Genomic DNA, 25,292 nt, shown 5'->3' on the forward strand with positions numbered 1-25,292 from the left:
ACTCGTGTCAGCCAGTGGACAATCCGCAAAAAGGTGGCAGTAGGAGGAAAGAAAATGAAAGAAATCGAAGGAACGATCGCAACCCCCAAAGGTTTTTTTGCCGACGGTCTGCATTGCGGTCTGAAGAAAGAGAAAGTCGATCTTGGTTGGATCGTCTCTGAAGTGCCAGCCAGTGCTGCGGCAGTCTTTACCACCAATCAAGTACAAGCGGCACCCATTCTCGTTACAAAGGAAAAAATGCAAGCAGGCACCTTGCAAGGCGTGATCGTCAATGCGGGCAATGCCAATGCTTGTACCGGGGAGCAAGGTTTAAAAGATGCACAAGAGATGGCCGAATTGGCAGCAGCCCAGCTGCATACGAGTCCCGAAGCCTTTGCGGTAGCCTCCACCGGGATCATTGGTAAGAGCTTACCGATGGAAAAAATCACTGCAGGGATTCAGCAACTAAACAGGCAAGGGGATGCCCACCGATTTCAAAGAGCGATTTTGACGACGGATCTGACTGAAAAAAGCAGTGTCATCCAATCAACGATCGCTGACAAAACGGTGACTGTTGCGGGCTGTGCCAAAGGGTCTGGTATGATCCATCCCAATATGGCTACGATGCTGGCCTTTGTTACGACGGATGCGGCGATCGCTCCAGCACTCTTGCAAGCACTGCTGAAAGAATTAACCGACGTTACCTTCAATCAAATCACGGTCGATGGCGATACATCCACCAATGATATGGTGTTAGTTTTAGCCAACGGGTTAGCCAAAAATCCAACGATTGAAGCTGACACGCCAGCTTATCATGAGTTTAAAGGGATGCTCAAAGCAGTTCTGACCGCACTAGCCAAAGCAGTTGCAAAGGATGGAGAAGGCGCCAGCAAATTGATCGAAGCTCACACGAGTGGAGCTGTGACCGATGAAGCAGCCCGAATGATCAGCAAAACCATCGTTGGTTCGCCACTGGTCAAAACAGCCCTCTTTGGCAAAGACCCGAACTGGGGGCGTATCTTATGTGCAGTGGGCTATAGTGGGCAGCCGATCGATCCAGCAACGGTATCGATTGCATTAGCCGACATTCCCGTCTTTGTCCAAGGGACACCGGTAGCTTTTGACGAAACCATCATGCAAGAACAATTGGCGGAAAATGAAGTCAAAGTCGTTGTCGAGCTGAAAGAAGGGGCAGGTGTTGGCACCGCTTGGGGCTGTGATCTGACGTATGACTATGTGAAAATCAACGCACTATATCATACCTGAAAGAAATCAGGTACTAGACAAAAAGGAGCGAGTAGATGGAAACGATCGTAGTAAAAATCGGCGGTGTCGCCTCAGACAATTTAACCCCGTCATTCTTTGAGACGATAGCAGACTGGCAAGCTGCGGGCAAAAAAGTAGTCATCGTCCATGGCGGTGGTCACTACATCTCAGAAATGATGGAGAAAATGGCGTTGACAGTCACGATCAAAGACGGCCTGCGGGTGACCGACCCCCAGACGCTTGAAGTAACTAGAATGGTCCTTTTGGGACAAGTTCAACCGCTGATCACGACCGCTTTCCAGCAAGCTGGGTTCCACGCCGTAGGACTGAATGCTGGCTGTGATCAACTGATTCAAGGAGAAGTCATTGATGAAGAAAAATTAGGACAGGTGGGGAAGGTTCAACAAATCAACGCTGCTTTCCTGAAGCTCTTGACAGAGAAAAAACATGTCCCGATCCTGGCACCGCTAGGAATTACCCCAGAGGGGCAATGGCTGAACATCAATGCCGATGAAGTAGCGTGTCAGGTTGCTGCCAGTTTACAAGCCGAAAAACTATATTTGTTGACGGATGTCCCTGGGATCAAGCAAGAAAGCCAGTGGTTATCGGCTGTTTCTTTTGAAGAGATCCCCCGTTTGATCACCGAAGAAGTAGTCACAGGCGGCATGCTGCCAAAACTAAAAAGTGCGCAGAAAGCCTTGAAAGCAGGGGTAGCTGCCGTTTGTATCACCGATCGAATCGATCATTTAGGAACCCAGATCCTCGCGGCAAGTCCAGCCGCAGCTGTCTGTAGCTGAAGCCATTAGCAACACCCAAATGCCTCTTCTCTACTCATAAAAATGCAAAATTCTGACTTTTCTGTGCTTTTCTTCTTATTTTCTCTAAAAAAAGAATAAAATAGGTAGGGATTTCATTTGCTAGAATTTCGTTTTATCAGTACAATGAGTACATATGTAAGTAGGGGGAGAAACAATGACAGATTTCTTATTGGGGAGCAGTACGAAGTTGCTGACTGTTGCAATCCGGGTAAAAGACCGCGATCAAGCGATTGCCTTTTATCGGGATGTACTTGGTTTTGAGTTGAAAAGAGAAGAAAATGAATTGGCCATCTTTGGTCTAAAAGGATTAGATAGAGAAGTTTTATGGTTGGAAGAAAGCCCGCGTGCCAACGATCACTTCGGCGAGATCAAAAAAATGCAGCGCATCGTCTTAGCCGTATCCTCATTAGAAGAAGCGGCAACTATCGCGAGCAATGCCCAACAAAAAGCGATTGCTTTCGAAGAAGCTCGTTATGAAGCGAATCAATTAGGCTTTATTATAGCTGATCCAGAAGGGAACAAAATTGAAGTCTTATTTACAGCACCCGCAGGAACTGCGGTACCAAAAGACGAAGCAGAATTGATCAAAGCGGCACCTGCAAAAGCGGCTGGCTTATCAAAAGAAGCTCATTTTGGCAAGCTGTATTTAAACGTCAGTGATCTAGCCAAAGAGCAGCTTTTCTTAGAAGAAAGCTTAGGCTTGAAAACAAAAGAAGCCGAAACGAAGGAATTTATCCTCAATGATGGTGACTTCCAAGTCGGCTTGACTGAAGCACAAGGTGGTACGATCGATTTGCCGACCCATGAGGTGCTTGGCTTAGACTTCTTGAAAATCTCCATCAGTCAAGAAGATATCGATACATTGGAAAAACACTTGTCTGAGAAGAACCAAGAGTTCTTCATCGACAAAAAACGGAAGTTGTTGACGACCTACGATGCGATCGGTATCGAATGGTGGTTTATCGTTAAAAAATAATAGGTTATGAAAGAAAAAGCAGAGAGGCCGATTCTCTGCTTTTTCTTTTTTTTGTCAAAAAAAGAAACTTTTGTTTTTATTTCGCACGAAAGAGTGCAAAAACCTGTTACATCGATTTGAAGACCAATCATTGAAAAAACGGTAGTTTATCTGTATTAGCAGAGCAGGTCCAATCTATTTGACTTTTCTTGTTTTGTTATTTAATAGTTTGGGTGCTTATTTTAAAACTTAATATAATAGCCATTATGATTCAAAAAACCTAAACATTATATTGAATTGTGGTTATTCTTAATTTATAATAAAAAAGAATCGAGATTCGATGGCTCTGGACGCAGAGATTGTTCGTTGTTTATTTTGTATGCGGTTTCTATTGTGGGTGCGACAAGGTGGAATTGGGAAGACAAGGAGTAGATGTGATGGAAAAAAAGTGGATACAGCGATATTTTGCTCAGTGGGATCTGCAGATGATGGTACTGCCTGCGATCTTACTGGTAGGCATTTTTAGTTATATCCCAATGTACGGGATTTTGATGGCGTTTCAACAGTACAATATTTTTGAAGGTATGACAGGCAGTCCATGGATCGGCTTTGATAATTTTCGGCGCTTTTTTAGTGAACCACGTTTTTGGGAAATTTTACGGAATACCATTATGATCAGTGTGCTAAAGATTGCTATTTGTTTTCCAGCACCGATTTTGTTGGCATTGATGCTTAACGAGGTCAAGAACGTTGCCTTCAAGCGTGTGGTGCAGACGATTACTTATCTCCCACACTTTTTATCATGGGTGATCGTGGCGGGATTTACGATGTCGATTTTATCGATGGATAACGGTAGCTTAAATATTGCTTTGGAGAGTTTAAACCTGATCGATGAACCAATCAACTTTTTATCGATCCCTCGCTATTTCTGGACGATCATCGTTACGACAAATCTTTGGAAATCGATTGGCTTTGGCTCGATCGTCTATATGGCAGCCATTGCTGGGATCGATCCGCAACTGTACGAAGCAGCATCACTAGATGGCGCAACGAAATTTCAGCAAGTCTTTTTGATCACTCTGCCTTCGATCGTTCCAATCATTACGATTTTTCTCATTTTGGAGATCGGCAACTTATTGAATGCGGGCTTTGAAGATTTGCTTTTACTGGGGAGCAATCCAGCTCTTAGAAATGTGGCGGATGTCATTGATACCTATGTGTATCGGGTAGGGATCAGCAACTCTCAATATTCATACGCAACAGCTGTTGGTTTGTTCAAAGCAGTCATTAGTGTCACTCTTTTGAGCGGAGCAAACTTTTTCGCACGCAAAGTGGGTCACAGCTTATGGTAATCAGCAGAGGAGGAAATGAACAATGAAGAAAAATTGGGGCGACCAAGCGATGATGATTTTTATTTACCTCTTCTTGATAACGCTTGCATTCTTGACGTTTTATCCCTTCTGGAATTCGCTGGTGATTTCCTTTAATTCTGGACGTGACACGGTGACTGGTGGGATCACGTTTTGGCCAAGAGAATTCACGTTGGAAAACTATCAGATCGTCTTTCAAGATCAGCGCTTGATGAATGCCTTTTTCATCAGTGTCTTACGGACAGTGATCGGGACGTTTTCATCTATCATGCTGACAGCGATGGCAGCATATGGAATGTCAAAAAGAGAACTGATGGGGCGAAAATTTATTACGATTTTTTTCATCCTCACGATGTTCTTCAGCGGCGGCTTGATTCCAACCTTTTTAGTGGTACGTTCACTTGGACTGATGGATTCTTTTTGGGTAATGATCATTCCTGGTCTGATCAGTGTTTGGAATATGATCATCTTCCGTACGTTCTTTCAGCAACTGCCGAAAGGATTGGAGGATTCAGCGAAAATTGATGGGTGTGGGTATTGGGGCACGTTTTTCCGAATCATTTTGCCGTTATCAGGTCCAGTCATTGCCACTTTGTCGCTATTTACCGCCGTTGGGCATTGGAATGATTGGTTTATGCCAAGCATCTACATTACTTCAGATCATCTCATTCCCTTGCAGACCTTTTTGCAACGAGTCTTGAATTCGAATACGGTGAGTTCGCAAATGAGTCAAATCGATTCTGGCTCAGCAGCACGTTTGGCGGAAATGACTGGTGTCACTGGCAAGTCCTTATCAATGGCAATTATGATGGTGGCGACTTTGCCGATCGTAATGGTTTATCCGTTTGTCCAAAAGTATTTTGTAAAAGGTGTATTGATTGGTTCGTTGAAAGATTAGCAGAGCAGGAGGAACTCTCTTGATTAGAGGGGAGAAGGAACGAAACGTTGAAAGGGGATAAAAGAATGAAAGCAAAGGTATTAAAAAGCGTGCTGTCAGTGACTGCGATGAGTCTCTTACTGGCTGCTTGCGGCAGTGAGTCAGGGACAAAAGAAAGTGATGGGGCGGCAGCGAATGACCGTGACAGTTCGGAGGTCTTTGAATTAGGTAGTGAACCGTTGGAGATCACGATGTTTGGTAATTATGATTGGTACACGATGGATCGTTGGGGAGATGATCCAGCAACTGCTGCTATCAAAGAACTGACCAAGGTAGATATTCGCGCAATCGATGGTGGCGGGAATGCAGCACAGCGGCTAAGCACAATGATCGCTGGCGATGATCTACCTGATTTTATTTGGCTTGATCGAGGGTCGGATGTGGAACGGCTGCGAGAAGCGGGTGCCTTAGTGCCATTTGATGATTACTTGGATAAGTATCCAAACTTGAAAGAATGGGCGGGAGAAGACATCCTGAACATGCTTCGTTCAGAAGACGGCAAACTTTATCAGTTTCCCAACTGGTATAGCTCGGAGCCTTTCGGGAATGCCGGTTATGTCGTCAATAAAGAGATCCATGATGCTTTAGGTGCGCCAGAATTGAAAACAACAGAGGATCTTTATGAGTATTTGAAAGAAGTTCAAACAGAGTTTCCTGATGTCATTCCATTTGAAACAGATGTCAGCGGACAAGGGATCAATGTCTTGTACTCCGCATTTGCAGAAGGGCGTTCACCAGCAGATATCCGCATTCGCGCTGTTCCTGAAGGCGACGTATTGACCTCGATCTTTGCCAATGAAAACTACGTAGAATCGATTGAATATGCGTCAAGACTGTACCGTGAGCGCTTGATGACCCAAGATACCTTGACCCAAGATGCAGATATGGTGGCAGAAAAAGTAACCAGTGGTCGTGTAGCTGTCTATGCGGCTGCCAGCCCGTCCAACTATGCTCGCGATGCCCATTACATCTTGCAAGAACAAAATCCAGATGCGGGGTATTTCTATATCGAGCCGATTGCAAAACCAGGACTAGACCCTGACAATATTTTCCCAGGTTCCTATGAAATGCTAGGGTGGAATGTCAGTGTCATTACTAGAAATGCAGAAGACCCAGAAAAAGTCTTTGCCTTCTTAGACTGGTTGACTGGACCGTTGGGCCAATCGATCTTGATGTTTGGTCCAGAAGGCCAGTATTGGGATGGCTTTGACGAAGAAGGCTATACGCAATTTACGGATGCCTATGCAGAAGACAGTGCAGGCGTTTCAGAGATCGAGCAAGCAACATCAAGTTTCCAATGGAACGGCAACTCCGCCTTTTTAGACAATACCAAAACAAAATTTGAGTTAAATCTTCCAGAAGATCAAATGAACTGGGCAACGAAATGGCAGCATGCCATCACTTGGGATACGCAAAAAGACGACACGGAATTTGCGGCGATCAACCCGATGCCAGACTCACCAGAAGGAATTATTCAGCAACGGATCAACGATATTTTTGAAGAAGCCAATGCTTCAGCGATCTTTGCTGACAGCGATGAAGAAGTGCGCGCCATCTTTGCTGAGGCGGAAGCCCAAGCACAAGCAGCTGGCTATCAAGAGTTGCTGGATTATCAAACAGAGAAATGGCAGCAAAATCTACAAAACTTAGCCCGCTAGAGGGTAAATCAGCTGATTAGAGAAAGGAGGCGGACTGATGGGAAATGAACGATGGTATCGTTGGTATGGTGCCAGTCAAGCGATAGCTAGTATGTTGCTTTTGAATGGCTACTGGTTACTGTTCAATCTGCCCGTTCTATTGCTAGCTTTGGGGCTGATTTTCCCCAGCTCTCCTCGTCAGTTTCTTTTCTCTTTGGTTGGTTTGATCATTAGTTTTCCTAGCATTCTTTTGCCAGCGACCTTTGCTTTATTTGGGGTCATGCGGCGTTGGTTGTACTATCAAGAACCACGTCAGGCCATCAGAGGGACCTTTTGGCGGCTCTATCGGGAAAATTATCGGCGCAGTTTTGCCGCAGGCCTCTTTTTCGGTAGTCTCGCTTTGCTGCTGTTAGGCTCTTATCGCCAAATCGATTCCTTTCAGTTGCCCTTATTGGCTGTCGGCTATTTGTTTTTAAGTATCATTTTACTCGTGTGGTTGCTGTATTTTATCTGCGACAGTGTGCATTTGGCGGCACCCCTGCGGCTCGCCTTGATCAAAAGCTTTTTCATCATCTTTTGGGCACCGTTGCAGACACTGATGTTGCTAGGGCTGTTGAGTGGCCTCGCTTTACTGCTCGTCTTGATCCATCCCTTACTCGCGGGATTGATCGTAGGGGGACTAGGTAGCCAATGTGCGTGTTACAGTTATTTGAGAATCATCCAAAAGGCGCAAGCAAAAGCTGCACCAGTCGACGAGTAATCTATGTAATACTGATTAGAAAAAAATCTGAAAACTATCCTTAATGGGTAGTTTTTTTCATTGGCGAAAAGTGCTAAAGTTAGAAGCAAGACAAGCCTGAAAGGAGCAAGTATGGAACGATGACAATGTACCCAAAAACAGTACAGCTCATTCAAGAAAAAATGCCGACCGTTTTCCCAGGAGCGGTGCTGCGTTTTATCGCTGGTGAAACCCAAGAGACCCATGTATTCGGACAGGCAGCGCTTCTTCCGAAAACCGAACCTATGACGAAAGATCATTTGTTTGATTTAGCCTCATTGACGAAAGTCGTTTGTACAACGAGTGTTCTGTTAAAATTGTGGGATCAAGGAAAAATCGAAATGGAGGCGCCGCTTACTCGTTGGCTGCCAGCGTTTAAAGACGATCGGGTAACGATCAAGCACTTGCTGACGCATACGGCAGCCATCAACACGTGGATTCCTTATCGAGACCAGTTGGATGCTGCTGCCTTGCGCAAGGCGTATTTGCAGCTTGAAAGCAGTGATACGATCGGTCAAACGGTCAACTATACGGATACTGGGACGATTTTGCTGGGCTTTTTATTGGAGGAGCTGTATCAAAAACCAGTGACCGAGATTTTTCAAGAAGAAGTCTTGACGCCTTTAGGCATGAAGAACAGCGGCTTTCCGCCTTTTCCTCCCTCACAGCTGCCAATGATCGTGCCTACCCAGCAGCAGCCAGACGGCAGCATCCTTAGAGGAATCACCCACGATCCTAAAGCACGGGTGTTGGGAAACCATGCCGGCAACGCAGGGTTGTTTTCTACCGTGGATGACTTGACGCTTTTCGTTCAACTGTTACTGGCAAATGGTCAGCAGCAAGGGGCGCCGTTTTTCTCAGAAAAAGTCATGCAGGCGCTGGCTCAGCGGCAGACGCCTGAAAGCACAAAGCCCCGCACCTATGGCTGGGACTTATTGGGTGCGCCGTACCAATTATTTCATACAGGCTATACAGGCACGTTTCTCGCAGTAGATATCCCTAACAAAAAAGCGTTTATTTTCTTATCGAATCGGGTCCATCCAGTGGATCATCGAGAAAGCTACTTGGGTCATCGTGACGAAATCCTGCAATGTTACTTAAAAGAATCTGCCGAATAAGCGGATTCATGCTATAATATGCACGAACAACTAGAGAGGGGAACAATTATGGAACCATTGTTTATGAAACCTGTTTTTCAAGAGAAAATTTGGGGCGGCAGTCGCCTGCATTCTGTTTTTGGTTTTGATTTACCGAGCGACAAGATCGGTGAAGATTGGGCGATCAGTGCGCATCCTCATGGGGTGAGCGTCATTGAAAATGGTCCGTTTAAAGGCAAAACATTGGCGGATCTTTGGCAAGACCATCAAGAACTATTTGGTCATTCAGACGAACCAGTCTTTCCATTATTAATTAAAATTTTAGACGCGGAAGATGATCTATCCGTTCAAGTCCATCCTGATGACACGTATGGGTTAGCCCATGAAGGGGAATTAGGGAAAACGGAATGCTGGTACATCATTGATGCCGAACCAGGTGCGGAAATCATTTATGGCCACCATGCACAAACCAAAGAAGAACTTGCGGAAATGATCGAAGCGGGTCGTTGGGATGATTTGTTAACAAAAGTCCCTGTGAAAAAAGGCGATTTCTTCTATGTGCCAAGTGGAACGATCCATGCCATTGGAAAAGGGATCATGATCTTGGAAACCCAGCAGAGTTCGGATACGACTTATCGGGTGTACGACTATGATCGTACCGATGATCAAGGACAAACTCGGGAGCTGCATATCCAACAATCGATCGATGTGACGACGATTCCTGCACGGACGCCAGAATTATCGATCCGTGAGGTTAAACAAGGACAATCAGCAGTTGTTACCTATCTTGAAACGCCATTTTTCAATGTGTATGAGTGGGAAGTACGTGGAAAATTATCGTTGGCACAAAAGGCCGATTATACCTTGATGACCGTGATCGATGGGTATGGGCATTTGATGATCGACGGTCATTCCTATGAACTAAAAATGGGCACGAGTTGCATTTTGCCAAACCCGATCAAGAAATGGGAATTGGTTGGTGAATTGACTGTCATTGCCTCTGAACCTGGAAAAAAATAAAACGATCAGTAAGTGACGTGAGCCGCACAAGCAAAACAGCACACGTTCCTGATTTTTCGTAAGGCTGAACTCGTTCAGCTGCCTGTCATCATTGGCGATTTTTCCGCTTTTGACTGACAGGTTTTTTCGTATGGACACTCACGATAGACGTCTGAGGAAGATTTGTTATAATGGCAGTAATGAAGGATAGGTGAAAAGAATGGTTTACTTAGATCATGCAGCAACGACACCGCTGCATCCAGAAGTGATCAAAGTGATGAGTGAAACGATGCAGACATTTTTTGGCAATCCATCAAGCATTCATCATTATGGTCGAGACGCCCACACCCAATTAGAATTGGCTCGTCAAGCGATCGCTCAGCAGCTAGGAGTCAAAGAACATGAGATCATTTTTAATAGTGGTGGTACCGAAAGTGATAATACAGCAATCATCGGTACAGCCCTTAGCAAACAAGCACAAGGCAAACATATCATTACGACCCAGATCGAACATCCGGCGGTCATTGAGAGTATGCGCTATTTAGAAGGCTTAGGCTTTGAGGTGACCTATTTGCCCGTAGATCAAAAGGGGCAATTGGCCGTCAGTGAAGTTGAGGCTGCCTTACGTCCCGATACGATTTTAGTATCCATAATGACGGCAAACAATGAAACGGGCAATTTGCTGCCGATTGCAGAAATTGGGGCCCTTTTACGGGAGCATCCCGCCGTGTTTCATACCGATGCCGTGCAAGCTTATGGCAAGATCCCGCTTGAAATCAATGAAAACAGTATTGATCTTCTAAGCATTTCTGCTCACAAAATCAACGGACCAAAAGGGATCGGCTTTTTGTATAAACGAGATGGCTTGTCGCTGCCTGCGCTACTCCATGGCGGCGAGCAAGAAGAAAAACGGCGAGCAGGGACGGAAAACTTAGCAGCCATCATGGGAATGGCCAAAGCAGCTTCTTTGCATACCCCCGAAACGCAGCAAGCAGCGGCGGAACAATATCAAACGTTTGCCGATGTGCTGATGGAGACCTTAGCAGCACAAGGCATCGATGTTCAGTTGAATGGTGATCCAGCACACAAATTGCCGCATATTTTGAATCTGCGTTTCCCAGGTGTCAGCAGTGACTTGCTGCTGATGAAATTGGACTTAAAAGGGGCTGCGATCTCGACAGGCAGCGCTTGTACGGCGGGCAATGTGGAGCCCTCCCATGTGCTCGAAGCGATGGTGGGCAAAGAGCATCCAGCTATTCGGGAATCGGTCAGAGTCAGCTTTGGCTATGGCAACACATTGGCGGAAATCGAAGCATTTGCTCAGCTATTAGCAGAAACTGTCTTAGCCACGAAAAAGTAGGAGAACAGCTAGCAATCTCGCTGAAAACTATTTATAATGAAAGAAATGATGTTAAAGAGGTGAAGAACATGGCATTTGAAACAACAGCAACCGTTTTAGGCGCAGCAACCCAATACCGCATTGCTCCTGAAGCAAAAAAATATACGTTGCGGGACAATGGCTTTACAGAAACGAACGGCGGCAACTTCCAATTGATTCGCGGCCTTGAAGCAACACCCCAAAGCAAAGAAGGCTTTAAATTAAAAATCACTGTTGCAAAAGATTTGCAAACCTTCAAGATGTCCATCACGACAGCCAATGGGTTAAAAGCAGTCAATATTTTCAAAGATGAACAGCACAAAATGCTGCAAGAAAAATTTTACTTTTTAATGGATGGTTTTATCAGCCGCGGGTTGTTTGTCAAAGCGTAAGCTTTTGTCAAAAGCAGCTATATCGTTCAAAGGGCAAGAAGTGTGTCACTCCGCCAAGCAGGCATGGGATTGATACACTTCTTTTGTATCTTTGGCGGTTTCTTTTTATACTATAGAAAACAAACCCAAGGTGTTCGCAGGAACAGGATGAGTTAAGACGAGAAAGAGGGAATCAAGATGAAACGAACCTTAAACAAGCAATCAGTGCTAGCCGTCGGCATGGGGACTTGGCATATGGGGGATGACCCAGCCAAGGAAAAAGCCGAGATCGATGCGTTGCAAGCGGGCATCAAAGCTGGAGCGGCTGTCATCGATACCGCAGAAATGTACGGCGAGGGAAACGCAGAAACGCTAGTTGGCAAGGCGATCCAGCCCTTTACACGAGGGGATCTTTATTTGATTTCAAAAGTCTATCCCTGGAATGCCTCCGCAGATGAATTGCCGAAAGCTTTAGACCGCAGCTTAACGCGTTTAGGCACCGACTATCTTGATCTGTATCTGCTCCACTGGCGAGGAGATGTGCCGTTAGCAGAAACAGTTGACGCACTAGAAGCTGCCAAAGCCTCTGGAAAGATTCGTGCATGGGGTGTCTCTAATTTTGACGTGGCAGATATGGAGGAGCTGTTGCGGTTAGAAAACGGCGATCAATGTGCCGCCAACCAAGTACTCTATAATTTAGGTGCCCGGGGGATCGAATACGATCTTTTGCCTTGGCAGGCAGAGGCTGAGATTCCTGTGATTGCCTACTCACCCATTGCTCAAGGCGATCGGCTAGGGCACCACTTCAAAAATGATGAAGTGTTGAAAGAGCTGGCAGAAGCCAAAGGCTGCACGATCTTTCAGCTGCTTTTGGCATGGACCCTTCGACAACCCCACGTCTTAGCGATCCCCCAAACCAGTGACTCGCTGCATATGCTGCAGAACATTGAAGCTTGCAAAATCGTTTTTTCCCAAAGCGAATTGGCAGCAATCGATGCGCGGTTTCCTGCACCGACGAAAAAGCAGCCGCTAGCGATGATTTAAAGACGCTGATCACAGAAAAAGCACCAAGGTAAGGAGCGACTATGAAATTTTTTACGTCTGATACCCACTATTTTCATGCAGCCTTGCTCGGGGACAATGACTTTGCCCCACGCCCCTTTGAGACAGTGACGCAAATGCATGAAACGATGATCGCCAGCTGGAATGAGGTCGTTGCGGATAAAGATGTCGTCTATCATTTAGGGGATGTCGCGATGCACCCTGATTACGAAGCGGGCTTTCCAGAAATTGCTGCGCTGTTAGCACAGCTGCAGGGCAAAATCGTTTTTATCAAAGGCAATCATGATACCCGAGCTTTCTTTGCGTACTTGCGCAAGCATGATCCTGGTTGTTTGGGAGCCGAAAAGTATGCGTTTGAAGATGTCGGTGTCTTGCTGAAGTTTGCTCATCAGCAATTTATACTGACCCATTATCCTATGCTGCTGGGGATCACCAAAAACAGCCGTAATCTGCATGGCATATTCATCATCACAGTGTACCGATCGCTGAGAATCTCAACGTAGGAGTCGATGCATCAGAATTGGCGTTTCTGCCACAGCCGCGTCCTTTTGGTCGGCCAGTTTCCGAAAATGAACTGGCGGTGTTGTATCATGCAAAACAACAAGAACTTACTAAGCTGGCTCGTTAACAGATAACAAAAAAAGCAAGCGTCCAAACAGATTTGGGCGGCTTGCTTTTTTTGTGATGACTTTGACAGCAAGCTTTGATTAAGGAAATTTTTTTGATAAAAATAAACTTTATATGTAAAAAATAATCGATTCCAAGAGTTATTATTTGATGGATATTTAAGAAATGTGTATGCTTTAAGTAGAAAGCAGTAAAGGAGGTTGCCAATGCGTAAGATTTCTAAAGTGATTTTTATCATCGGATTGCTTTTACTCTTACTTGTCTTTTATTTTGGGATCATCGCCAATCAGCAAGCGGCTTCATTGCCTGTTTACTTGATTCCTTTGGATGAATATCCTTGGGTCGGATCTTCCATGAGTATGCTGCTCTTTTGGTTATCTGTTGGCTTCGCCATTTTTACCGTGATCGCGCTCTTTGTCGTTTTGTTTTATCCAAAACGTTCGGACCGCTTGATCATTTCCCATAAGACAGGCGATTTAGTGATTCAGAAGAAGGCGTTAGAGCATTTTGTGCTTGAACGGGTGAAACAAGCAGATTTCATCCATCAGCCATCCGTAAAAATCAAAATCGTCAAGAATAAAGTATCCGTAAAAATCGATGGAGAAATGAAACAAACAGCAGCCATCCCGCAAAAACAAGAAGCATTGGTTGGTGAGATCAGCAGCAGTCTGCAGCAGCTTTTCGGTATCGAAAGCAATATCCAAACGGAAGTTGTCTTAAAAGATACGCAAGAAACGCCAGCAGCCCATGACCAGCCGCGTGTAGTTTAGGAGGAACAGGTATGAGTGAATGGTTCTACCACTATAAGATCCCGCTTATCTTTGCAGGTTTCGGTTTGATCCTAGCGATCCTGTTTCTAACGATCGGCTTTTTGAAAACCATACTGCTGGTGCTGTTTACGGCACTAGGTATGTATCTGGGATTTTATCTCAAAGAAGTCGGATTCTTTGAACAATTTCAAAGACCGCGCCGTTAACTTTGGTAACATTATTAGTTTAATTTATATCAAGATTATAGTAGGAGGAATGTACGATGGAAAACCAAACAAAACCAACAACAGGTGTTAAAGGAGAATTAACTTACGAAGATAAAGTGATTCAAAAAATCGTAGGCATTGCATTAGAATCTGTAGACGGACTCTTAACAGTCGATGGCGGTTTCTTCTCAAATATTGCAGGTAAATTAGTCAACACCGATGATGTGACTTCAGGGATCAACGTTGAAGTTGGGAAAAAACAAGTGGCAGTCGATCTTGATATCGTTGCAGAATACGGCAGCGACATGACCACGATCTACGACCAAATCAAAGAGGTTGTTTCAACACAAGTCAACAAAATGACGAATTTAGACGTCATCGAAGTAAACGTGAACGTAGCAGATGTCAAAACACGTGAACAATTCGAAAAAGACTCTGAAACAGTTCAAGACAAAGTAAGCAGTGCGGCAGAAACAACTGGCGACTTTGCGTCAAAACAAACACGTAAAGCCAAAGGTGCCTTCAACCGAACAACGACGCGTATTCAAGAAAACAACGAACCACGCGTTCAATAATAGTAAGATAAGCAAAAGACTAGCTTCGGCTAGTCTTTTTTTGTCGCTTCAGCCGATCAGAACATCAAAGCCAAAAGCTCCAATAATGGATTCCTTCTGCTTGAAAGACATCGTTAGGGTAGCTTTTCTCATAATGGGCTTTTTCGGGGGAATCATTAGGATCGAATACTTGAACATTTCCTTCTTTGTTCAAAGCCAATACCATGATATGTCCTGAGGTCGTAAAGGTTCCTGCTTGAACCGAGACCACAACGGGGATACCTTGTGTCATTTTCTCATAGGCAGCCGCAAAGGAACTTCCTAAATCGGCAAATTGGTAACCAAAAGCTTCGGCAAACTGAGGAAAGATTTGCCAACTCGTTCCTTGTTTGGGAAGATAAAATTGATCGCCAGCCCACTTTAATAATTTGTCAGGATTCGACGGATGATCCGTCCAAAAAGAATCGATCATCGCTAAAGAAGCAATAGCGCACCCGTTTGCTGCAAACGTATTTTGCGCTTCTCCATATCCATATGTGTCATTGCCCCAGCGTTGATCGGTTTGTACAATCAACGACAGTTGCTGCGTGTCTGCCATCGCTTGTTGAATCACTTGATTGGCTCGGTGAGTGAACTCTTTTGAGACAAGCGCTGTCTGATCAAACGCAACATCCCTGACCTGATCAATCACGTAATGAATGACAAAAACACCACCGATGAGAAAAAACAGCAGTGCAAGGCTCTTTCTTTTCTTTCCGTCGTTTCTCCTAGTTTTCGATATCCCTGTGTGTGATCTCATGAAATGCCCCTCCTCATAAAGTAGTATCTAAAAGAAGTATAGTCTTTTTCTGATAGCGGCATTTCTGCTTTTCCTGAAGAATTCCATACGATTTTATGACAAACGACCGTTTAAAAGGTAAAATGCGGCTTCTTAGCATTCGCTTATCTAGTTGTCTTTGAACAATGGGAGTCGTTTGGACGGCTATCGATAAGATACACAAAAAGCAGCGCTTCTTCTATTGGGCTGAATGGGGGAAGAACGAACAGCGGGTTTCCTCCAGATGACTTTTCTAAAAAAGGAATTTATAAGAAAAGACAGCAAACAGTGAACTTTTTTGTGTTTTGTTGTATAATGCAAATTACTGAAAAGTTGCGACCTTCAAATCGTAGATGATTTCAGAATCTATAATTGAAATGATGGTGAAACGATCATGTCTAACGAAAACACCCGTGTGGTGGTTGGAATGAGTGGCGGGGTAGACTCGTCAGTAACAGCACTTTTGCTGAAAGAACAAGGGTATGATGTTGTCGGGATCTTTATGAAAAATTGGGATGATACCGATGAAAACGGTGTTTGTACCGCAACAGAAGACTACAAAGACGTAGCCAAAGTGGCTGCGCAAATCGGGATTCCTTATTATTCAGTGAATTTCGAAAAAGAATATTGGGACCGTGTATTTGAATATTTCCTTGCAGAATACCGTGCCGGACGGACACCTAATCCAGATGTCATGTGTAACAAGGAAATCAAGTTCAAAGCCTTTTTGGATTATGCGATGGATCTTGGTGCCGATTATGTAGCAACTGGCCATTATGCGCAAGTGACCGTTGATGAAAACGGCGTGACTCATATGTTGCGAGGCGTGGATAACAACAAAGATCAAACGTATTTCTTAAGCCAATTGTCACAAGAACAATTGAGCAAAACCATGTTCCCCCTAGGCGGCATGGAAAAATCAGAAGTACGAGCGATCGCTGAACGGGCAGGTCTAGCAACAGCCAAGAAAAAAGATTCCACGGGTGTCTGCTTTATCGGAGAAAAGAATTTCAAACAATTTTTGAGTAATTACTTGCCAGCGAAAAAAGGCAATATGGTTACATTAGATGGCGAAGTCAAAGGACAACACGATGGCTTGATGTACTACACCATCGGACAACGTCAAGGCTTAGGCATTGGCGGCGGCGGTGCCACTCAAGAACCATGGTTTGTCGTAGGAAAAGACTTAGCGACCAACACTTTGTATGTGGGACAAGGATTCCATCACCCCGCTTTGTATGCAGATCGCTTGGAAGCAAGCCAAATCCACTTTACTACAGAACAAGACCGCGGCACGGAATTTTCATGCACAGCAAAATTCCGCTACCGTCAACAAGATGTACCGGTAACGGTGCGTCTATTAGATGGAGATCGAGCAGAAGTGATTTTTGACGAACCAGTACGCGCCATCACTCCTGGACAAGCAGTCGTTTTTTATGACGGGATGGAATGCTTGGGCGGCGGTTTGATCGATGCAGCCTACAAAGAAGCCAAAGAATTACAATATGTTTAACCACTAACACAATCTGCCCTAGCTAAGAACACTGAACCAATCAGTTGCACTTAGCTAGGGCTTTTTATAAATCAATTCGAAAAACCGATTAGAGCGAGCGCTTTCCATTTTAAAAAAATAGTCAAATTATGCTATAATTTAGATAGAAAATGAATGTTTTTGATGTATTGGCATTTTTAAAAGAAAGGAGGAGGAGCATGAATCGTACCAAAGCCAATCTCATGAAATGGGGGTTTGTCGTTAGTGTCTTAGGGGTGGTGATGCTTCATCAGACTCAGGTCATTTCAAGCCAAATCAACCATCTTGCCTTAGCCGTACTATTGGGTTTAGCCGGGTATTTGCTTGTTTTTAAAAAGTTCTACTTTTTGTCCTCTCAAATTGCGGGGCATTCCGATCAGTATAATCAAGCAGAAGTCAAGTGGGGCAAAATTGCGGGAGTTGTCGCCTTCTTTATTGCTCTGATCAATTTGATTTTAGTCTTTGTGTGAGTGTGGCGGAAAAAAAAGCCGCCAAAAGAAATCTTTGACGGAAACTGGGTTGCTTGGCTCATGATCGATCATCAAATTCGGCTTGGTGTGCTTGAAAAAAGCGGTAATACTGCTGGACACTAGCTAACTGGGTCCACTTCCGAACATCGACGGGCGTTTGATCCAAATCATAGATTTTGGCTTCCTTTAAAGACAAAACGAAAGGACTATGGGTAGCAATAATGAACTGACACTGTTCATAGCGAACAAAATCTTCCAGTAACTGCACCAGTTCCAGCTGACGCTCAGCAGAAAGAGAATTTTCTGGTTCATCTAATAAGTAAAGGCTGTTGGGACGAATCTTTTCTTGAAAGAAGCGAAAGGCACTTTCACCATTGGAATATTCTCGGACATTGTCGATCAAGTGCTTGCGGGTGAATTTGGACTGTGTGTTGGATCGTGCAAGATTGATTTTCTTCAATTCATGGTAATCGTCAAAACCCGTGAAACGAAAGTCTGCATACTTTGCTTGGTAGTATTCTTGGAATACTTCTTCTCGGCGATGATCGATCCCTTGATTCAAAAAAATTCGAGCGATTATACGCAGCAAAGCGCTGCGCGTAGATCTTTTCGGCAATCACGTTCAATGCGGTGGTTTTGCCAGAACCATTGCCGCCATATAAGATCGTGACCGGTTCAAAATCGATCTGCTGAAAAAGGCGGGCACTGAGAATCTGAAAAGGGTAGTAAGAATCATAAACGGTTCGTTTGATGGAAAGGAAAAAATCAAACTCGGTCTCTTGATCGGGAAAAGTGATTTGTTCGAGATACATGGGGCACCTCCTGGCAATTTCGTGATTGTCATTATTGTAGCATATCCATCGCAGACAAATTTTTTTTACGAGGTTAAAATAAATCTTGTTTGATATTTTTTTAATCTTTTGATGTTATATTCACAACAGGAAACATCTGTGCTAGACTATAGGGGCATAGAAATGATGTAATCTTAAACAACCGATAAATCGTACAAAAAAACGAGGGTTTAATGAATTTTTAAAGCAATGTTTAAATGCTGAAACTTATTCCTTGCAAGTTTAAGTAAAAGTGACTAATATGAGGAAGGAATCGTGAAAGGAGCAATGGAATGTATCAAGTAGTAGTCATGTATGGGGACAATGAACCGTGGTGGTTTTTTGAGGGATGGCAGTCAGATATTCAAGAGGCGTTCACATTTGCAACTTTCAGCGAGGCGCAGTCATTTTATGAACAAAAATGGCAAGAAATCAGAGAAGAGTATTCGTACATAAATGCAAAATCAAACTTTATGACGGCTTTTTGGAATGAAGAAGACGAACGCTGGTGCGAAGAATGCGACGATTACCTCCAACAATATATTGGACTGGCATTGCTCAAAGAATATCAGCAAGTCGTCGATGAAAGCAGGAAAGATTTTTATGAAACAACTAATTCTAGCGGAAAAGCCAAGCGTTGCCAAAGACCTCAGCAAAGTTTTGGGCTGTGAGCAAAAACATAAAAATTATTACGAAGGACCCAAGGCGATCGTTACTTGGGCCCTTGGTCATTTATTGGGCTTGAAAATGCCTGAAGATTTAAACAAAGACTGGGCATCATGGCAGATGGAAACGTTACCGATGATCCCTAAGTCCATCGGGATCAAGCCGTTGCCAAAAACCGGTCATCAACTAAAAGCCATCAAACAGTTGGCTCAAAGAAAAGATGTCGGGGAAGTCGTGATCGCTACCGATGCGGGAAGAGAAGGGGAGCTAGTCGCTCGCTGGATTTTGGAGTGGGTTCGTTTTGACAAACCAGTCAAACGTTTGTGGATTTCTTCGCAAACCCCTAAAGCCATCAAAGAAGGCTTTGCAAAATTGCAGTCAGCCAAGGACTACGACAATCTTTACTACTCCGCCCTTGCGCGGGCAAAAGCCGACTGGCTGGTAGGGTTGAATGTCACCCGGGCGTTGACGGTCAAATATCAAGACAATCTTAGTGCGGGTCGGGTCCAAACCCCTACCTTAGCTTTGGTGCGCAGTCAGGAAATGCAGATCGAGAGTTTCCGTCCGCAAACCTATCATGTGATTACCCTAAACGTAGGCGATGCCAAGGCTCGCCTGCAGCAAAAAAATCCCTATCAACTAAAAGAACGCAGCGACGCCGAAGCATTGGTCAAGCAAATGAGTCAACAAAATGGTCGCGTGACAGCGATCGAAGAAAAGGTCAAAACAGAAAGTGCACCATTGCCTTATGATTTGACCGAGATCCAACGAGAAGCCAATCAGCGTTATGGGTTTTCAGCCAAGAAGACCTTGTCGCTTGTTCAAAGCTTGTATGAAACCCATAAAATCGTCACTTACCCAAGGACGGATTCCAAGTATTTGACCAATGATATGAAGGCAACCATGAAGGAACGCCTGCAGGCAGTTGCGGATTTTGCCCCAGAAGTCAAAGGATACTTGAAAAATGGCGGACAAGTGGTGCAACAAGCTGTCTTCAATGATAAAAAAGTTACCGATCACCATGCCCTATTGCCAACGGAACAGCGGGCACGTTATGAAAAATTAACTACCGATGAACAACGAATCTATCAAATGATCGTTAGTCGTTTCTTGATGCTCTTTGCGAAACCCCATAAAAAGCAGCAGCAGAAAGTGACCGTGACCTTTGGTTCAGAAACCTTTGTATTCAACCGCAATACCGTGTTAGAAGCGGGATGGAAAACGACTTCTGAAGAAGAAACCAGTGACATAGCTTGGCAAAAAGGCAGTACTGTCAAGCCTGAGTTTACCATCCAGAAAGAGTTGACTACACCACCGAAACCGTTGAATGAAGGAACTCTTTTAGGCAAAATGGAAAAACACAGTCTTGGTACGCCGGCAACCCGTGCGGAGATCATTGAAAAGCTGATCAAATCTGAGCTGATGGAGCGGACCCCAAGCGGCTTGCAAGTATCGCCAAAAGGCAAGCAGCTGTTAGTCTTAGTCAATCCATCCTTGGTGACACCAGAATTGACGGAAAAATGGGAGAAGGAACTGGAAGCCATTGCGAAAGGCACCTATTCTGCCCAAACCTTCCTCGCACAAATCGAAGCAGACACAAAACAACTGGTCAAAGAAATCAAGCAAAGCGAAAGCAAGTACCAAGATTTCTCATTGACCCAAAAACGTTGTCCCGAATGCGGCGAACCCTTGCGGGAGAAAAATACCCGTGATGGCAAGATCTATGTTTGCTCCAGTGGGACCTGCAAGTACCGTCGTCGGAAAGACCCGAAAGTTTCAAACCGACGCTGCCCGCAATGCCACCGAAAGATGGAGATCATTGAAGGCAAAAACGGCGCCTATTTCCGCTGTAAATTCGATGGGACCACCGAAAAAATGGCGGATAAAAAGGAACGCAGCAAAAAGCTGTCGAAACACGAAGAACGCCGCTTGATGAACAAAATCAATCAAGAAGAACCGCAAGAAAGCCCATTAGCAGCTGCTTTAAAAGCTGCTATGGAGAAGAAATAACTGCATGAGGTAGAAAATGAAAAAGAGTGAGGACGATTTTGCTGTCCCTCACTCTTTTTTTGCATCCCTTCACTCATTTAGGCATTTTTTTGACGATATTCTTTCGGTGAGATTTTTTCTTTCTTCTTGAACAAAAAGGAAAAATAATTTGGGTCATTGTAGCCAACATCAAAGGCGATCTCAGATAGCCGTAGATTGGTCGTTAACAGCAGTTCCTTAGCTAAGGTCAACCGTTGCTCGGTCAAGTATTCGATAAACGTAGAATCAGTGGCTTGCGAGAAGATGGTGCTGAAATGTGCTGGACTCAAATGAACTTTTTCAGCAACTACATTTAAGGAAATATTGGGATCAGAAAAGTGCTCACTGATAAAGGCTTTGGCTTGATTGATGACGCTTTGATATTTCGCCATTGCAGGATTGATGGGTTGTTGGGTCAATAGCGGCAACAGTTCTGCCAGAGTCGTTTGATAGTTCTCTGGCTCATGGGTCAATGCCGCTAGATAATCTAAGTCATGGGCGTGTTGAACGATCTGGGGCAGCGAATGACTGTCTTTTTTCTTCAACAATGCCAGCAGTTCGACTAAGACGAACAAACGGTACATTTGCGTTCGCTCAACGGTTCCTTGAGGCGCCATCAATTCAGCGATCAGCTCAGGGATCGTCTGTTTCCCAGCATTTGCCAGCCGTGAAGCAAGGTCGGTTTTGAAGGGATTGGTGGGGGACAGTTCCCCTTCGCGAATGTCGTCTTCATAGCTGATGATTTTTTCCTTGCGGATGCTGCCATAGGTTTTTAGCATGTCACGAGCTTTCTGATAAGAAAGAGAGATGCCCGAGAAGCGATCTGCTACCGGTCCGATCGCCACTGCTACTTCTTCCCCAGAACCATGAACGAGGCTTTGAGCGATCTGATAGGCTTTTTCTAAAACTTGTTCTCGGTCATGGTCAAAAAGCAAAAACTTGATGAAGCGGCTAGAAACACTGGAGAACAAGACGGCATCGTCTTGTTCATAGGCTTTGGTCAGCTGCTGGCTAAAGCGAGTGTAGTCAGAAAAGCTTTGATTGAAGGGGGTTTTTGCTAAGAGCACACAAAACTGTTTGCCTGAAAAGCGCCGGCCCAGTTCTTCTGCTTGCAAAAAGGCTTCTGAGATCGTGATCTTTTGTTTAAAGAGGTGATTCAGAAAGTGATTCTTTTTGATTTCCATTTCGAATAAATCGTCTTCTTTGGATAATTGTTGATGAGTGGCTTGTTGTTCATCTAAATGTTGAACGACGGTTTTGATGGCTTGTTCTAATTCTTCGTTTTTGATGGGCTTGAGCAAGTAATCGTCTGCTTGCAGCTGCAGTGCCGTTTTTGCATAGTCAAAATCATCAAAGCCGCTAACGAAAATAATGCGAACTTGCGGCAATAATTTCTTGGCTTCTTTCGCAAAGACCAAGCCGTCCATAAACGGCATTTTGATATCACTGATAATAATATCAGGACGCAGATCAAGGATCGAAGCCAGCGCCAATTCGCCATCTGCGGCTTCATCGCTATAAACGATCGGGTATTGTTTGGCGAGAGTCATGATTTGGTGGCGCAAACTATCGCGAATCAGATGTTCATCTTCAACTATGAACACTTTGTACATGGTTGGATTCCTCCCTTTTTGGTACTGTGACGTTAATCGTGGTGCCTTCTTGGTATTGACTGTGGATCGTCAGTTGCGCTTCGCTGCCGTAGTTCAGCTGGAGACGGCGATAGACGTTATATAGGCCATAGCCGCTCTCAGAGGCGGGATCAGTGGTTTCTTTAAGGTTACGACGAATCTCCTGCAAACGCTCAGGGTCGATCCCAACACCGTTGTCACTGATGGTCATTTGAATCTGGTGAGGCAATTCTGACACTGTGATTCGAATCATGCCGACACGACGGACAAATTTGGTGCCATGATATACGGCGTTTTCAACAAGGGGCTGCAGGACCATTTTCAAAACCTGTAGTTCTGGACTGACGGTTTGATCTTCAATGGTGTAAGACAGCATCCTGCCATAGCGGATCTGCAAAATCTTCAAGTAATCATCCACATGCCGCAATTCTTTTTCCAGCGGAATCCAGTCTTGCCCTTTGCTTAAGGAGATGCGGAAAAAATCTGACAGCGCATAAGTCATTTCGGTTGCTTGCTCAAAACGGGCAGCTTCGATCAAAGAAACGATCGCATCTAAACTATTATAGATGAAATGTGGAGTGATCTGGGCTTGTAAGACCCGCACCTCACTTTGGGCTAAGTGATACTGCTTCAAGGCATTTTCTTCCAAGAGCCGAGTCAAGTCATCTGCCATTCGATTCAAGCTACTCGTCAGAGTCCGCAGTTCTGGGGTTTCGGGCAGTTCTGCTCGGTAGCTCAAATGTCCTTGGGATAGTTCATTGGAAAGGTCTAACAACCGATCCAACGGGTATTGCAGATTGTCACGAACAAAGCGGCGGTTTTTATTGATGATCGCAAAGATGATCAAAAGCAACACGACCTGAAAAAGGATCAGCAGCAACACGGATTGGACCAATTCGTGATTGGTTTGGCTGGCTAAGCTGATCTCTACCCCGACAAACTGCTGCAAAATATCGGATAGCAAATCGATCACCGAATCCACTTGGATCATGACGTATTGGTTTTGTTCCACCGGTTCATCGTTGAGAATATTATCGATCAACTGTTGCTGATAGGTTTCTAAAGAATCGAGCGTCCGAAAGGCGACTGCTAAAATATTGAGCTCTTTGGCAGTGCTGGTATTTTCTTGAATGTGCTGCAGATCGCTCCTTAGTTCATCGATCACATTGGTTTCTTGGACTTGTGCGACGGTTTTTTGACCAAAGACTAAATCCCACATTTCTTCCAAGACAATGGCATCGACTTTTTCCGATAATTGATTGGCTTCTTCAATATTGTTGATGGTGTTTTGGTAAATAAAAATCTGTCGCGAGTAAAAGACACTGCTTACTACGAGGGGGATAAAGGCGACGAGGATCATCAGTTTGTTGGTCTGCTGGAAGATGCCCTTGATACTTTTTGTTTTCATCTTTATCTCCTCAATAATTTCTCGGTGGAATTTGATCAAAGTCCATATCACTGGAAAAAACTGTTTCATGGACATAGATTTCACGAGGAATGGCATCGGCGCCGCGAGCCAAGTAGCGCGAGATGGCATTTTTGACGAACACACCAGCGTCTGGGTTGCATTCAACGACACAATTGACGATCCCTTGTTTCAATTTGTCGATCATTTCTTTTTGGGCATCGATCGATACGATCACCAAATCCTTCCCTGGCTCAATATCGGTTTTTTCGAGGGCTTCAAGAGCGCCAAGAGTCATCTCGTCATTGTGACTGAACAAGACATCGATCTGCTCCATTTTGCCTTCTGCGATGTATTGTTCAATGACTTCTTTGCCTTTGCGGCGAATGAAGTCACCATTTAGCTCATCTTTGACTTGGATCGTTACATTGTTGTGGGCATAATCACGCTTGATGGTTTCTCGGAACCCTTCTGAGCGCAAATACGTCGGAGAAGTAGCATCCAGTCCCGTCAATTCTAAAACATTGATCGTTTCATTTTGATGTTCTTTATAATAATTGCTGACGTAGAGACCTGCACGATTGCCCTCGGCTTTGAAGCTTGGCCCGATATGAGTCAGAAACAAGGAGGGATCGCTGACGTTGACATGACGGTCCACCACGAAAACGGGAATCCCCGCTTGCGCAGCTTCTTCCAAAATCGGTTCCCAATTGTTTTCCTGAATCGGGGTAAAGACGATGGCATCGACTTGATACACGATAAAACTGCGGATATCTTGAATCTGACGTTCTTGATTCATATAGCCGTTACGATAGAGCACTTCATAGCCTTCCTTCTCTAATTCAGTGCGAATCGATTCGGTGTGGCGCTTGCGCCAGCTGCTTTCTGTTCCCGATTGAGAAAAACCGATCACGATACTTTCTTCCGATGTTTCAGCGGTCGTTTCTTTGACTGCTTGGCAACCAGCCAAGAAAGACAAACACAACCAAACGAGTAACCCAATTTTTATATTCCTCATTTTTTTCACCTCTATGGTCTATTCTACTAAAAAATACGGAAGCGCTTTACACAAAATATCAAATCAAATAAAAACCAAGGGAATCTTAAAAA

General features: G+C 44.5%; 23 protein-coding genes and 2 pseudogenes. 20 read left to right on the forward strand and 5 right to left on the reverse strand.

The window, feature by feature from the left end:
- Window positions 1-54: 54 nt before the first annotated feature.
- The 16 genes and pseudogenes from argJ to A5883_RS16155 all read left to right on the forward strand — a co-directional run bounded on the left by argJ (window position 55) and on the right by A5883_RS16155 (window position 14,825).
- The gene (gene argJ / locus A5883_RS16075; protein ID WP_034857838.1) at window positions 55-1,245 is read left to right on the forward strand and encodes a bifunctional glutamate N-acetyltransferase/amino-acid acetyltransferase ArgJ; all 1,191 of its coding nucleotides are present in this window, start codon (window positions 55-57) and stop codon (window positions 1,243-1,245) included.
- A 35-nt stretch (window positions 1,246-1,280) separates the two neighbouring features.
- Window positions 1,281-2,042, forward strand: coding sequence for an acetylglutamate kinase (gene argB, locus A5883_RS16080; protein ID WP_086339054.1), 762 nt, complete (start codon window positions 1,281-1,283; stop codon window positions 2,040-2,042).
- 175 nt (window positions 2,043-2,217) lie between these two features.
- Complete coding sequence (locus A5883_RS16085; protein WP_015508862.1) at window positions 2,218-3,039, forward strand: VOC family protein; 822 nt, start codon at window positions 2,218-2,220, stop codon at window positions 3,037-3,039.
- A 416-nt stretch (window positions 3,040-3,455) separates the two neighbouring features.
- Window positions 3,456-4,370, forward strand: a complete 915-nt coding sequence (locus A5883_RS16090; RefSeq protein ID WP_050759610.1) for an ABC transporter permease — start codon at window positions 3,456-3,458, stop codon at window positions 4,368-4,370.
- Between the two features lie 22 nt (window positions 4,371-4,392).
- A complete protein-coding gene (locus A5883_RS16095; RefSeq protein ID WP_005227226.1) occupies window positions 4,393-5,286 on the forward strand; it encodes a carbohydrate ABC transporter permease in 894 nt (297 codons plus the stop codon).
- 65 nt (window positions 5,287-5,351) lie between these two features.
- Entirely contained in the window at window positions 5,352-6,983 is a 1,632-nt protein-coding gene (locus tag A5883_RS16100; RefSeq protein ID WP_005227227.1) for an extracellular solute-binding protein, read from the forward strand.
- A 37-nt stretch (window positions 6,984-7,020) separates the two neighbouring features.
- Window positions 7,021-7,722: a DUF624 domain-containing protein gene (locus tag A5883_RS16105; protein ID WP_086339055.1), complete on the forward strand. Its 702-nt coding sequence runs from the start codon at window positions 7,021-7,023 to the stop codon at window positions 7,720-7,722.
- A 119-nt stretch (window positions 7,723-7,841) separates the two neighbouring features.
- Complete coding sequence (locus A5883_RS16110; RefSeq protein ID WP_086339056.1) at window positions 7,842-8,858, forward strand: serine hydrolase domain-containing protein; 1,017 nt, start codon at window positions 7,842-7,844, stop codon at window positions 8,856-8,858.
- 45 nt (window positions 8,859-8,903) lie between these two features.
- Window positions 8,904-9,857, forward strand: coding sequence for a mannose-6-phosphate isomerase, class I (gene manA, locus A5883_RS16115; protein ID WP_170920124.1), 954 nt, complete (start codon window positions 8,904-8,906; stop codon window positions 9,855-9,857).
- A 199-nt stretch (window positions 9,858-10,056) separates the two neighbouring features.
- Window positions 10,057-11,196, forward strand: a complete 1,140-nt coding sequence (locus A5883_RS16120; protein ID WP_086339057.1) for a cysteine desulfurase family protein — start codon at window positions 10,057-10,059, stop codon at window positions 11,194-11,196.
- 68 nt (window positions 11,197-11,264) lie between these two features.
- Window positions 11,265-11,606, forward strand: a complete 342-nt coding sequence (locus tag A5883_RS16125) for a DUF1831 domain-containing protein (RefSeq protein ID WP_005232263.1) — start codon at window positions 11,265-11,267, stop codon at window positions 11,604-11,606.
- Window positions 11,607-11,783: 177 nt separating this feature from the next.
- Window positions 11,784-12,629 (forward strand): aldo/keto reductase, encoded by an 846-nt coding sequence (locus tag A5883_RS16130; protein ID WP_005227233.1) that lies wholly within the window; start codon window positions 11,784-11,786, stop codon window positions 12,627-12,629.
- Between the two features lie 41 nt (window positions 12,630-12,670).
- Window positions 12,671-13,275 (forward strand): annotated as a pseudogene (locus A5883_RS16135) (metallophosphoesterase).
- 205 nt (window positions 13,276-13,480) lie between these two features.
- A complete protein-coding gene (amaP, locus tag A5883_RS16145) occupies window positions 13,481-14,044 on the forward strand; it encodes an alkaline shock response membrane anchor protein AmaP (RefSeq protein WP_060792382.1) in 564 nt (187 codons plus the stop codon).
- Between the two features lie 11 nt (window positions 14,045-14,055).
- Entirely contained in the window at window positions 14,056-14,250 is a 195-nt protein-coding gene (locus tag A5883_RS16150) for a DUF2273 domain-containing protein (protein WP_005227236.1), read from the forward strand.
- A gap of 56 nt (window positions 14,251-14,306) precedes the next feature.
- Complete coding sequence (locus A5883_RS16155) at window positions 14,307-14,825, forward strand: Asp23/Gls24 family envelope stress response protein (RefSeq protein ID WP_005227237.1); 519 nt, start codon at window positions 14,307-14,309, stop codon at window positions 14,823-14,825.
- Between the two features lie 64 nt (window positions 14,826-14,889).
- On the opposite strand, the gene A5883_RS16160 is transcribed toward A5883_RS16155, so the two are convergent.
- The gene (locus tag A5883_RS16160; protein WP_086339058.1) at window positions 14,890-15,603 is read right to left on the reverse strand and encodes a C39 family peptidase; all 714 of its coding nucleotides are present in this window, start codon (window positions 15,601-15,603) and stop codon (window positions 14,890-14,892) included.
- A 412-nt stretch (window positions 15,604-16,015) separates the two neighbouring features.
- Here A5883_RS16160 and mnmA point away from each other — a divergent pair, with 412 nt between their 5' ends.
- Both mnmA and A5883_RS16170 read left to right on the forward strand, forming a co-directional pair.
- The gene (mnmA, locus tag A5883_RS16165; protein ID WP_026008140.1) at window positions 16,016-17,134 is read left to right on the forward strand and encodes a tRNA 2-thiouridine(34) synthase MnmA; all 1,119 of its coding nucleotides are present in this window, start codon (window positions 16,016-16,018) and stop codon (window positions 17,132-17,134) included.
- 197 nt (window positions 17,135-17,331) lie between these two features.
- Window positions 17,332-17,622 carry a hypothetical protein gene (locus A5883_RS16170; RefSeq protein ID WP_254907882.1) on the forward strand — a complete coding sequence of 97 codons (291 nt, stop codon included), beginning with the start codon at window positions 17,332-17,334 and terminating at the stop codon, window positions 17,620-17,622.
- A gap of 58 nt (window positions 17,623-17,680) precedes the next feature.
- Here the strand turns inward: A5883_RS16170 and A5883_RS16175 are convergent.
- Window positions 17,681-18,434, reverse strand: a pseudogene (locus A5883_RS16175) (AAA family ATPase).
- Window positions 18,435-18,745: 311 nt separating this feature from the next.
- Between A5883_RS16175 and A5883_RS16180 the strand changes: the two are divergent.
- Window positions 18,746-19,123 carry a DUF1033 family protein gene (locus A5883_RS16180; RefSeq protein ID WP_005227251.1) on the forward strand — a complete coding sequence of 126 codons (378 nt, stop codon included), beginning with the start codon at window positions 18,746-18,748 and terminating at the stop codon, window positions 19,121-19,123.
- Entirely contained in the window at window positions 19,056-21,128 is a 2,073-nt protein-coding gene (locus A5883_RS16185) for a DNA topoisomerase III (RefSeq protein ID WP_074934407.1), read from the forward strand. The genes A5883_RS16180 and A5883_RS16185 overlap by 68 nt, the downstream gene beginning before the upstream one ends.
- Before the next feature lie 77 nt (window positions 21,129-21,205).
- Here the strand turns inward: A5883_RS16185 and A5883_RS16190 are convergent, their stop codons facing one another.
- From A5883_RS16190 to A5883_RS16200, 3 genes are read right to left on the reverse strand one after another with little or no spacing between them, the layout of a single operon-like run.
- The gene (locus A5883_RS16190; RefSeq protein WP_060792376.1) at window positions 21,206-22,759 is read right to left on the reverse strand and encodes a response regulator; all 1,554 of its coding nucleotides are present in this window, start codon (window positions 22,757-22,759) and stop codon (window positions 21,206-21,208) included.
- Window positions 22,737-24,185 (reverse strand): sensor histidine kinase, encoded by a 1,449-nt coding sequence (locus A5883_RS16195; RefSeq protein ID WP_086339060.1) that lies wholly within the window; start codon window positions 24,183-24,185, stop codon window positions 22,737-22,739. Before A5883_RS16195 ends, A5883_RS16190 begins: the two co-directional genes overlap by 23 nt.
- 10 nt (window positions 24,186-24,195) lie before the next feature.
- Window positions 24,196-25,200 carry an ABC transporter substrate-binding protein gene (locus A5883_RS16200; RefSeq protein WP_005227255.1) on the reverse strand — a complete coding sequence of 335 codons (1,005 nt, stop codon included), beginning with the start codon at window positions 25,198-25,200 and terminating at the stop codon, window positions 24,196-24,198.
- Between the last annotated feature and the right edge of the window lie 92 nt (window positions 25,201-25,292).

This window comes from Enterococcus sp. 5B3_DIV0040 (genome assembly GCF_002140755.1).
In the GTDB taxonomy this organism is placed as follows: Bacteria; Bacillota; Bacilli; order Lactobacillales; family Enterococcaceae; genus Enterococcus_D; species Enterococcus_D casseliflavus.

Bases quoted from the DNA above. Each gene is read 5' to 3' on its own strand.
- argJ (WP_034857838.1), top strand. From the start codon at position 55: ATGAAAGAAATCGAAGGAACGATCGCAACCCCCAAAGGTTTTTTTGCC.
- argB (WP_086339054.1), top strand. From the start codon at position 1,281: ATGGAAACGATCGTAGTAAAAATCGGCGGTGTCGCCTCAGACAATTTA.
- A5883_RS16085 (WP_015508862.1), top strand. From the start codon at position 2,218: ATGACAGATTTCTTATTGGGGAGCAGTACGAAGTTGCTGACTGTTGCA.
- A5883_RS16090 (WP_050759610.1), top strand. From the start codon at position 3,456: ATGGAAAAAAAGTGGATACAGCGATATTTTGCTCAGTGGGATCTGCAG.
- A5883_RS16095 (WP_005227226.1), top strand. From the start codon at position 4,393: ATGAAGAAAAATTGGGGCGACCAAGCGATGATGATTTTTATTTACCTC.
- A5883_RS16100 (WP_005227227.1), top strand. From the start codon at position 5,352: ATGAAAGCAAAGGTATTAAAAAGCGTGCTGTCAGTGACTGCGATGAGT.
- A5883_RS16105 (WP_086339055.1), top strand. From the start codon at position 7,021: ATGGGAAATGAACGATGGTATCGTTGGTATGGTGCCAGTCAAGCGATA.
- A5883_RS16110 (WP_086339056.1), top strand. From the start codon at position 7,842: ATGACAATGTACCCAAAAACAGTACAGCTCATTCAAGAAAAAATGCCG.
- A5883_RS16120 (WP_086339057.1), top strand. From the start codon at position 10,057: ATGGTTTACTTAGATCATGCAGCAACGACACCGCTGCATCCAGAAGTG.
- A5883_RS16125 (WP_005232263.1), top strand. From the start codon at position 11,265: ATGGCATTTGAAACAACAGCAACCGTTTTAGGCGCAGCAACCCAATAC.
- A5883_RS16130 (WP_005227233.1), top strand. From the start codon at position 11,784: ATGAAACGAACCTTAAACAAGCAATCAGTGCTAGCCGTCGGCATGGGG.
- amaP (WP_060792382.1), top strand. From the start codon at position 13,481: ATGCGTAAGATTTCTAAAGTGATTTTTATCATCGGATTGCTTTTACTC.
- A5883_RS16150 (WP_005227236.1), top strand. From the start codon at position 14,056: ATGAGTGAATGGTTCTACCACTATAAGATCCCGCTTATCTTTGCAGGT.
- A5883_RS16155 (WP_005227237.1), top strand. From the start codon at position 14,307: ATGGAAAACCAAACAAAACCAACAACAGGTGTTAAAGGAGAATTAACT.
- A5883_RS16160 (WP_086339058.1), bottom strand. From the start codon at position 15,603: ATGAGATCACACACAGGGATATCGAAAACTAGGAGAAACGACGGAAAG.
- mnmA (WP_026008140.1), top strand. From the start codon at position 16,016: ATGTCTAACGAAAACACCCGTGTGGTGGTTGGAATGAGTGGCGGGGTA.
- A5883_RS16170 (WP_254907882.1), top strand. From the start codon at position 17,332: ATGAATCGTACCAAAGCCAATCTCATGAAATGGGGGTTTGTCGTTAGT.
- A5883_RS16180 (WP_005227251.1), top strand. From the start codon at position 18,746: ATGTATCAAGTAGTAGTCATGTATGGGGACAATGAACCGTGGTGGTTT.
- A5883_RS16185 (WP_074934407.1), top strand. From the start codon at position 19,056: ATGAAACAACTAATTCTAGCGGAAAAGCCAAGCGTTGCCAAAGACCTC.
- A5883_RS16190 (WP_060792376.1), bottom strand. From the start codon at position 22,759: ATGTACAAAGTGTTCATAGTTGAAGATGAACATCTGATTCGCGATAGT.
- A5883_RS16195 (WP_086339060.1), bottom strand. From the start codon at position 24,185: ATGAAAACAAAAAGTATCAAGGGCATCTTCCAGCAGACCAACAAACTG.
- A5883_RS16200 (WP_005227255.1), bottom strand. From the start codon at position 25,200: ATGAGGAATATAAAAATTGGGTTACTCGTTTGGTTGTGTTTGTCTTTC.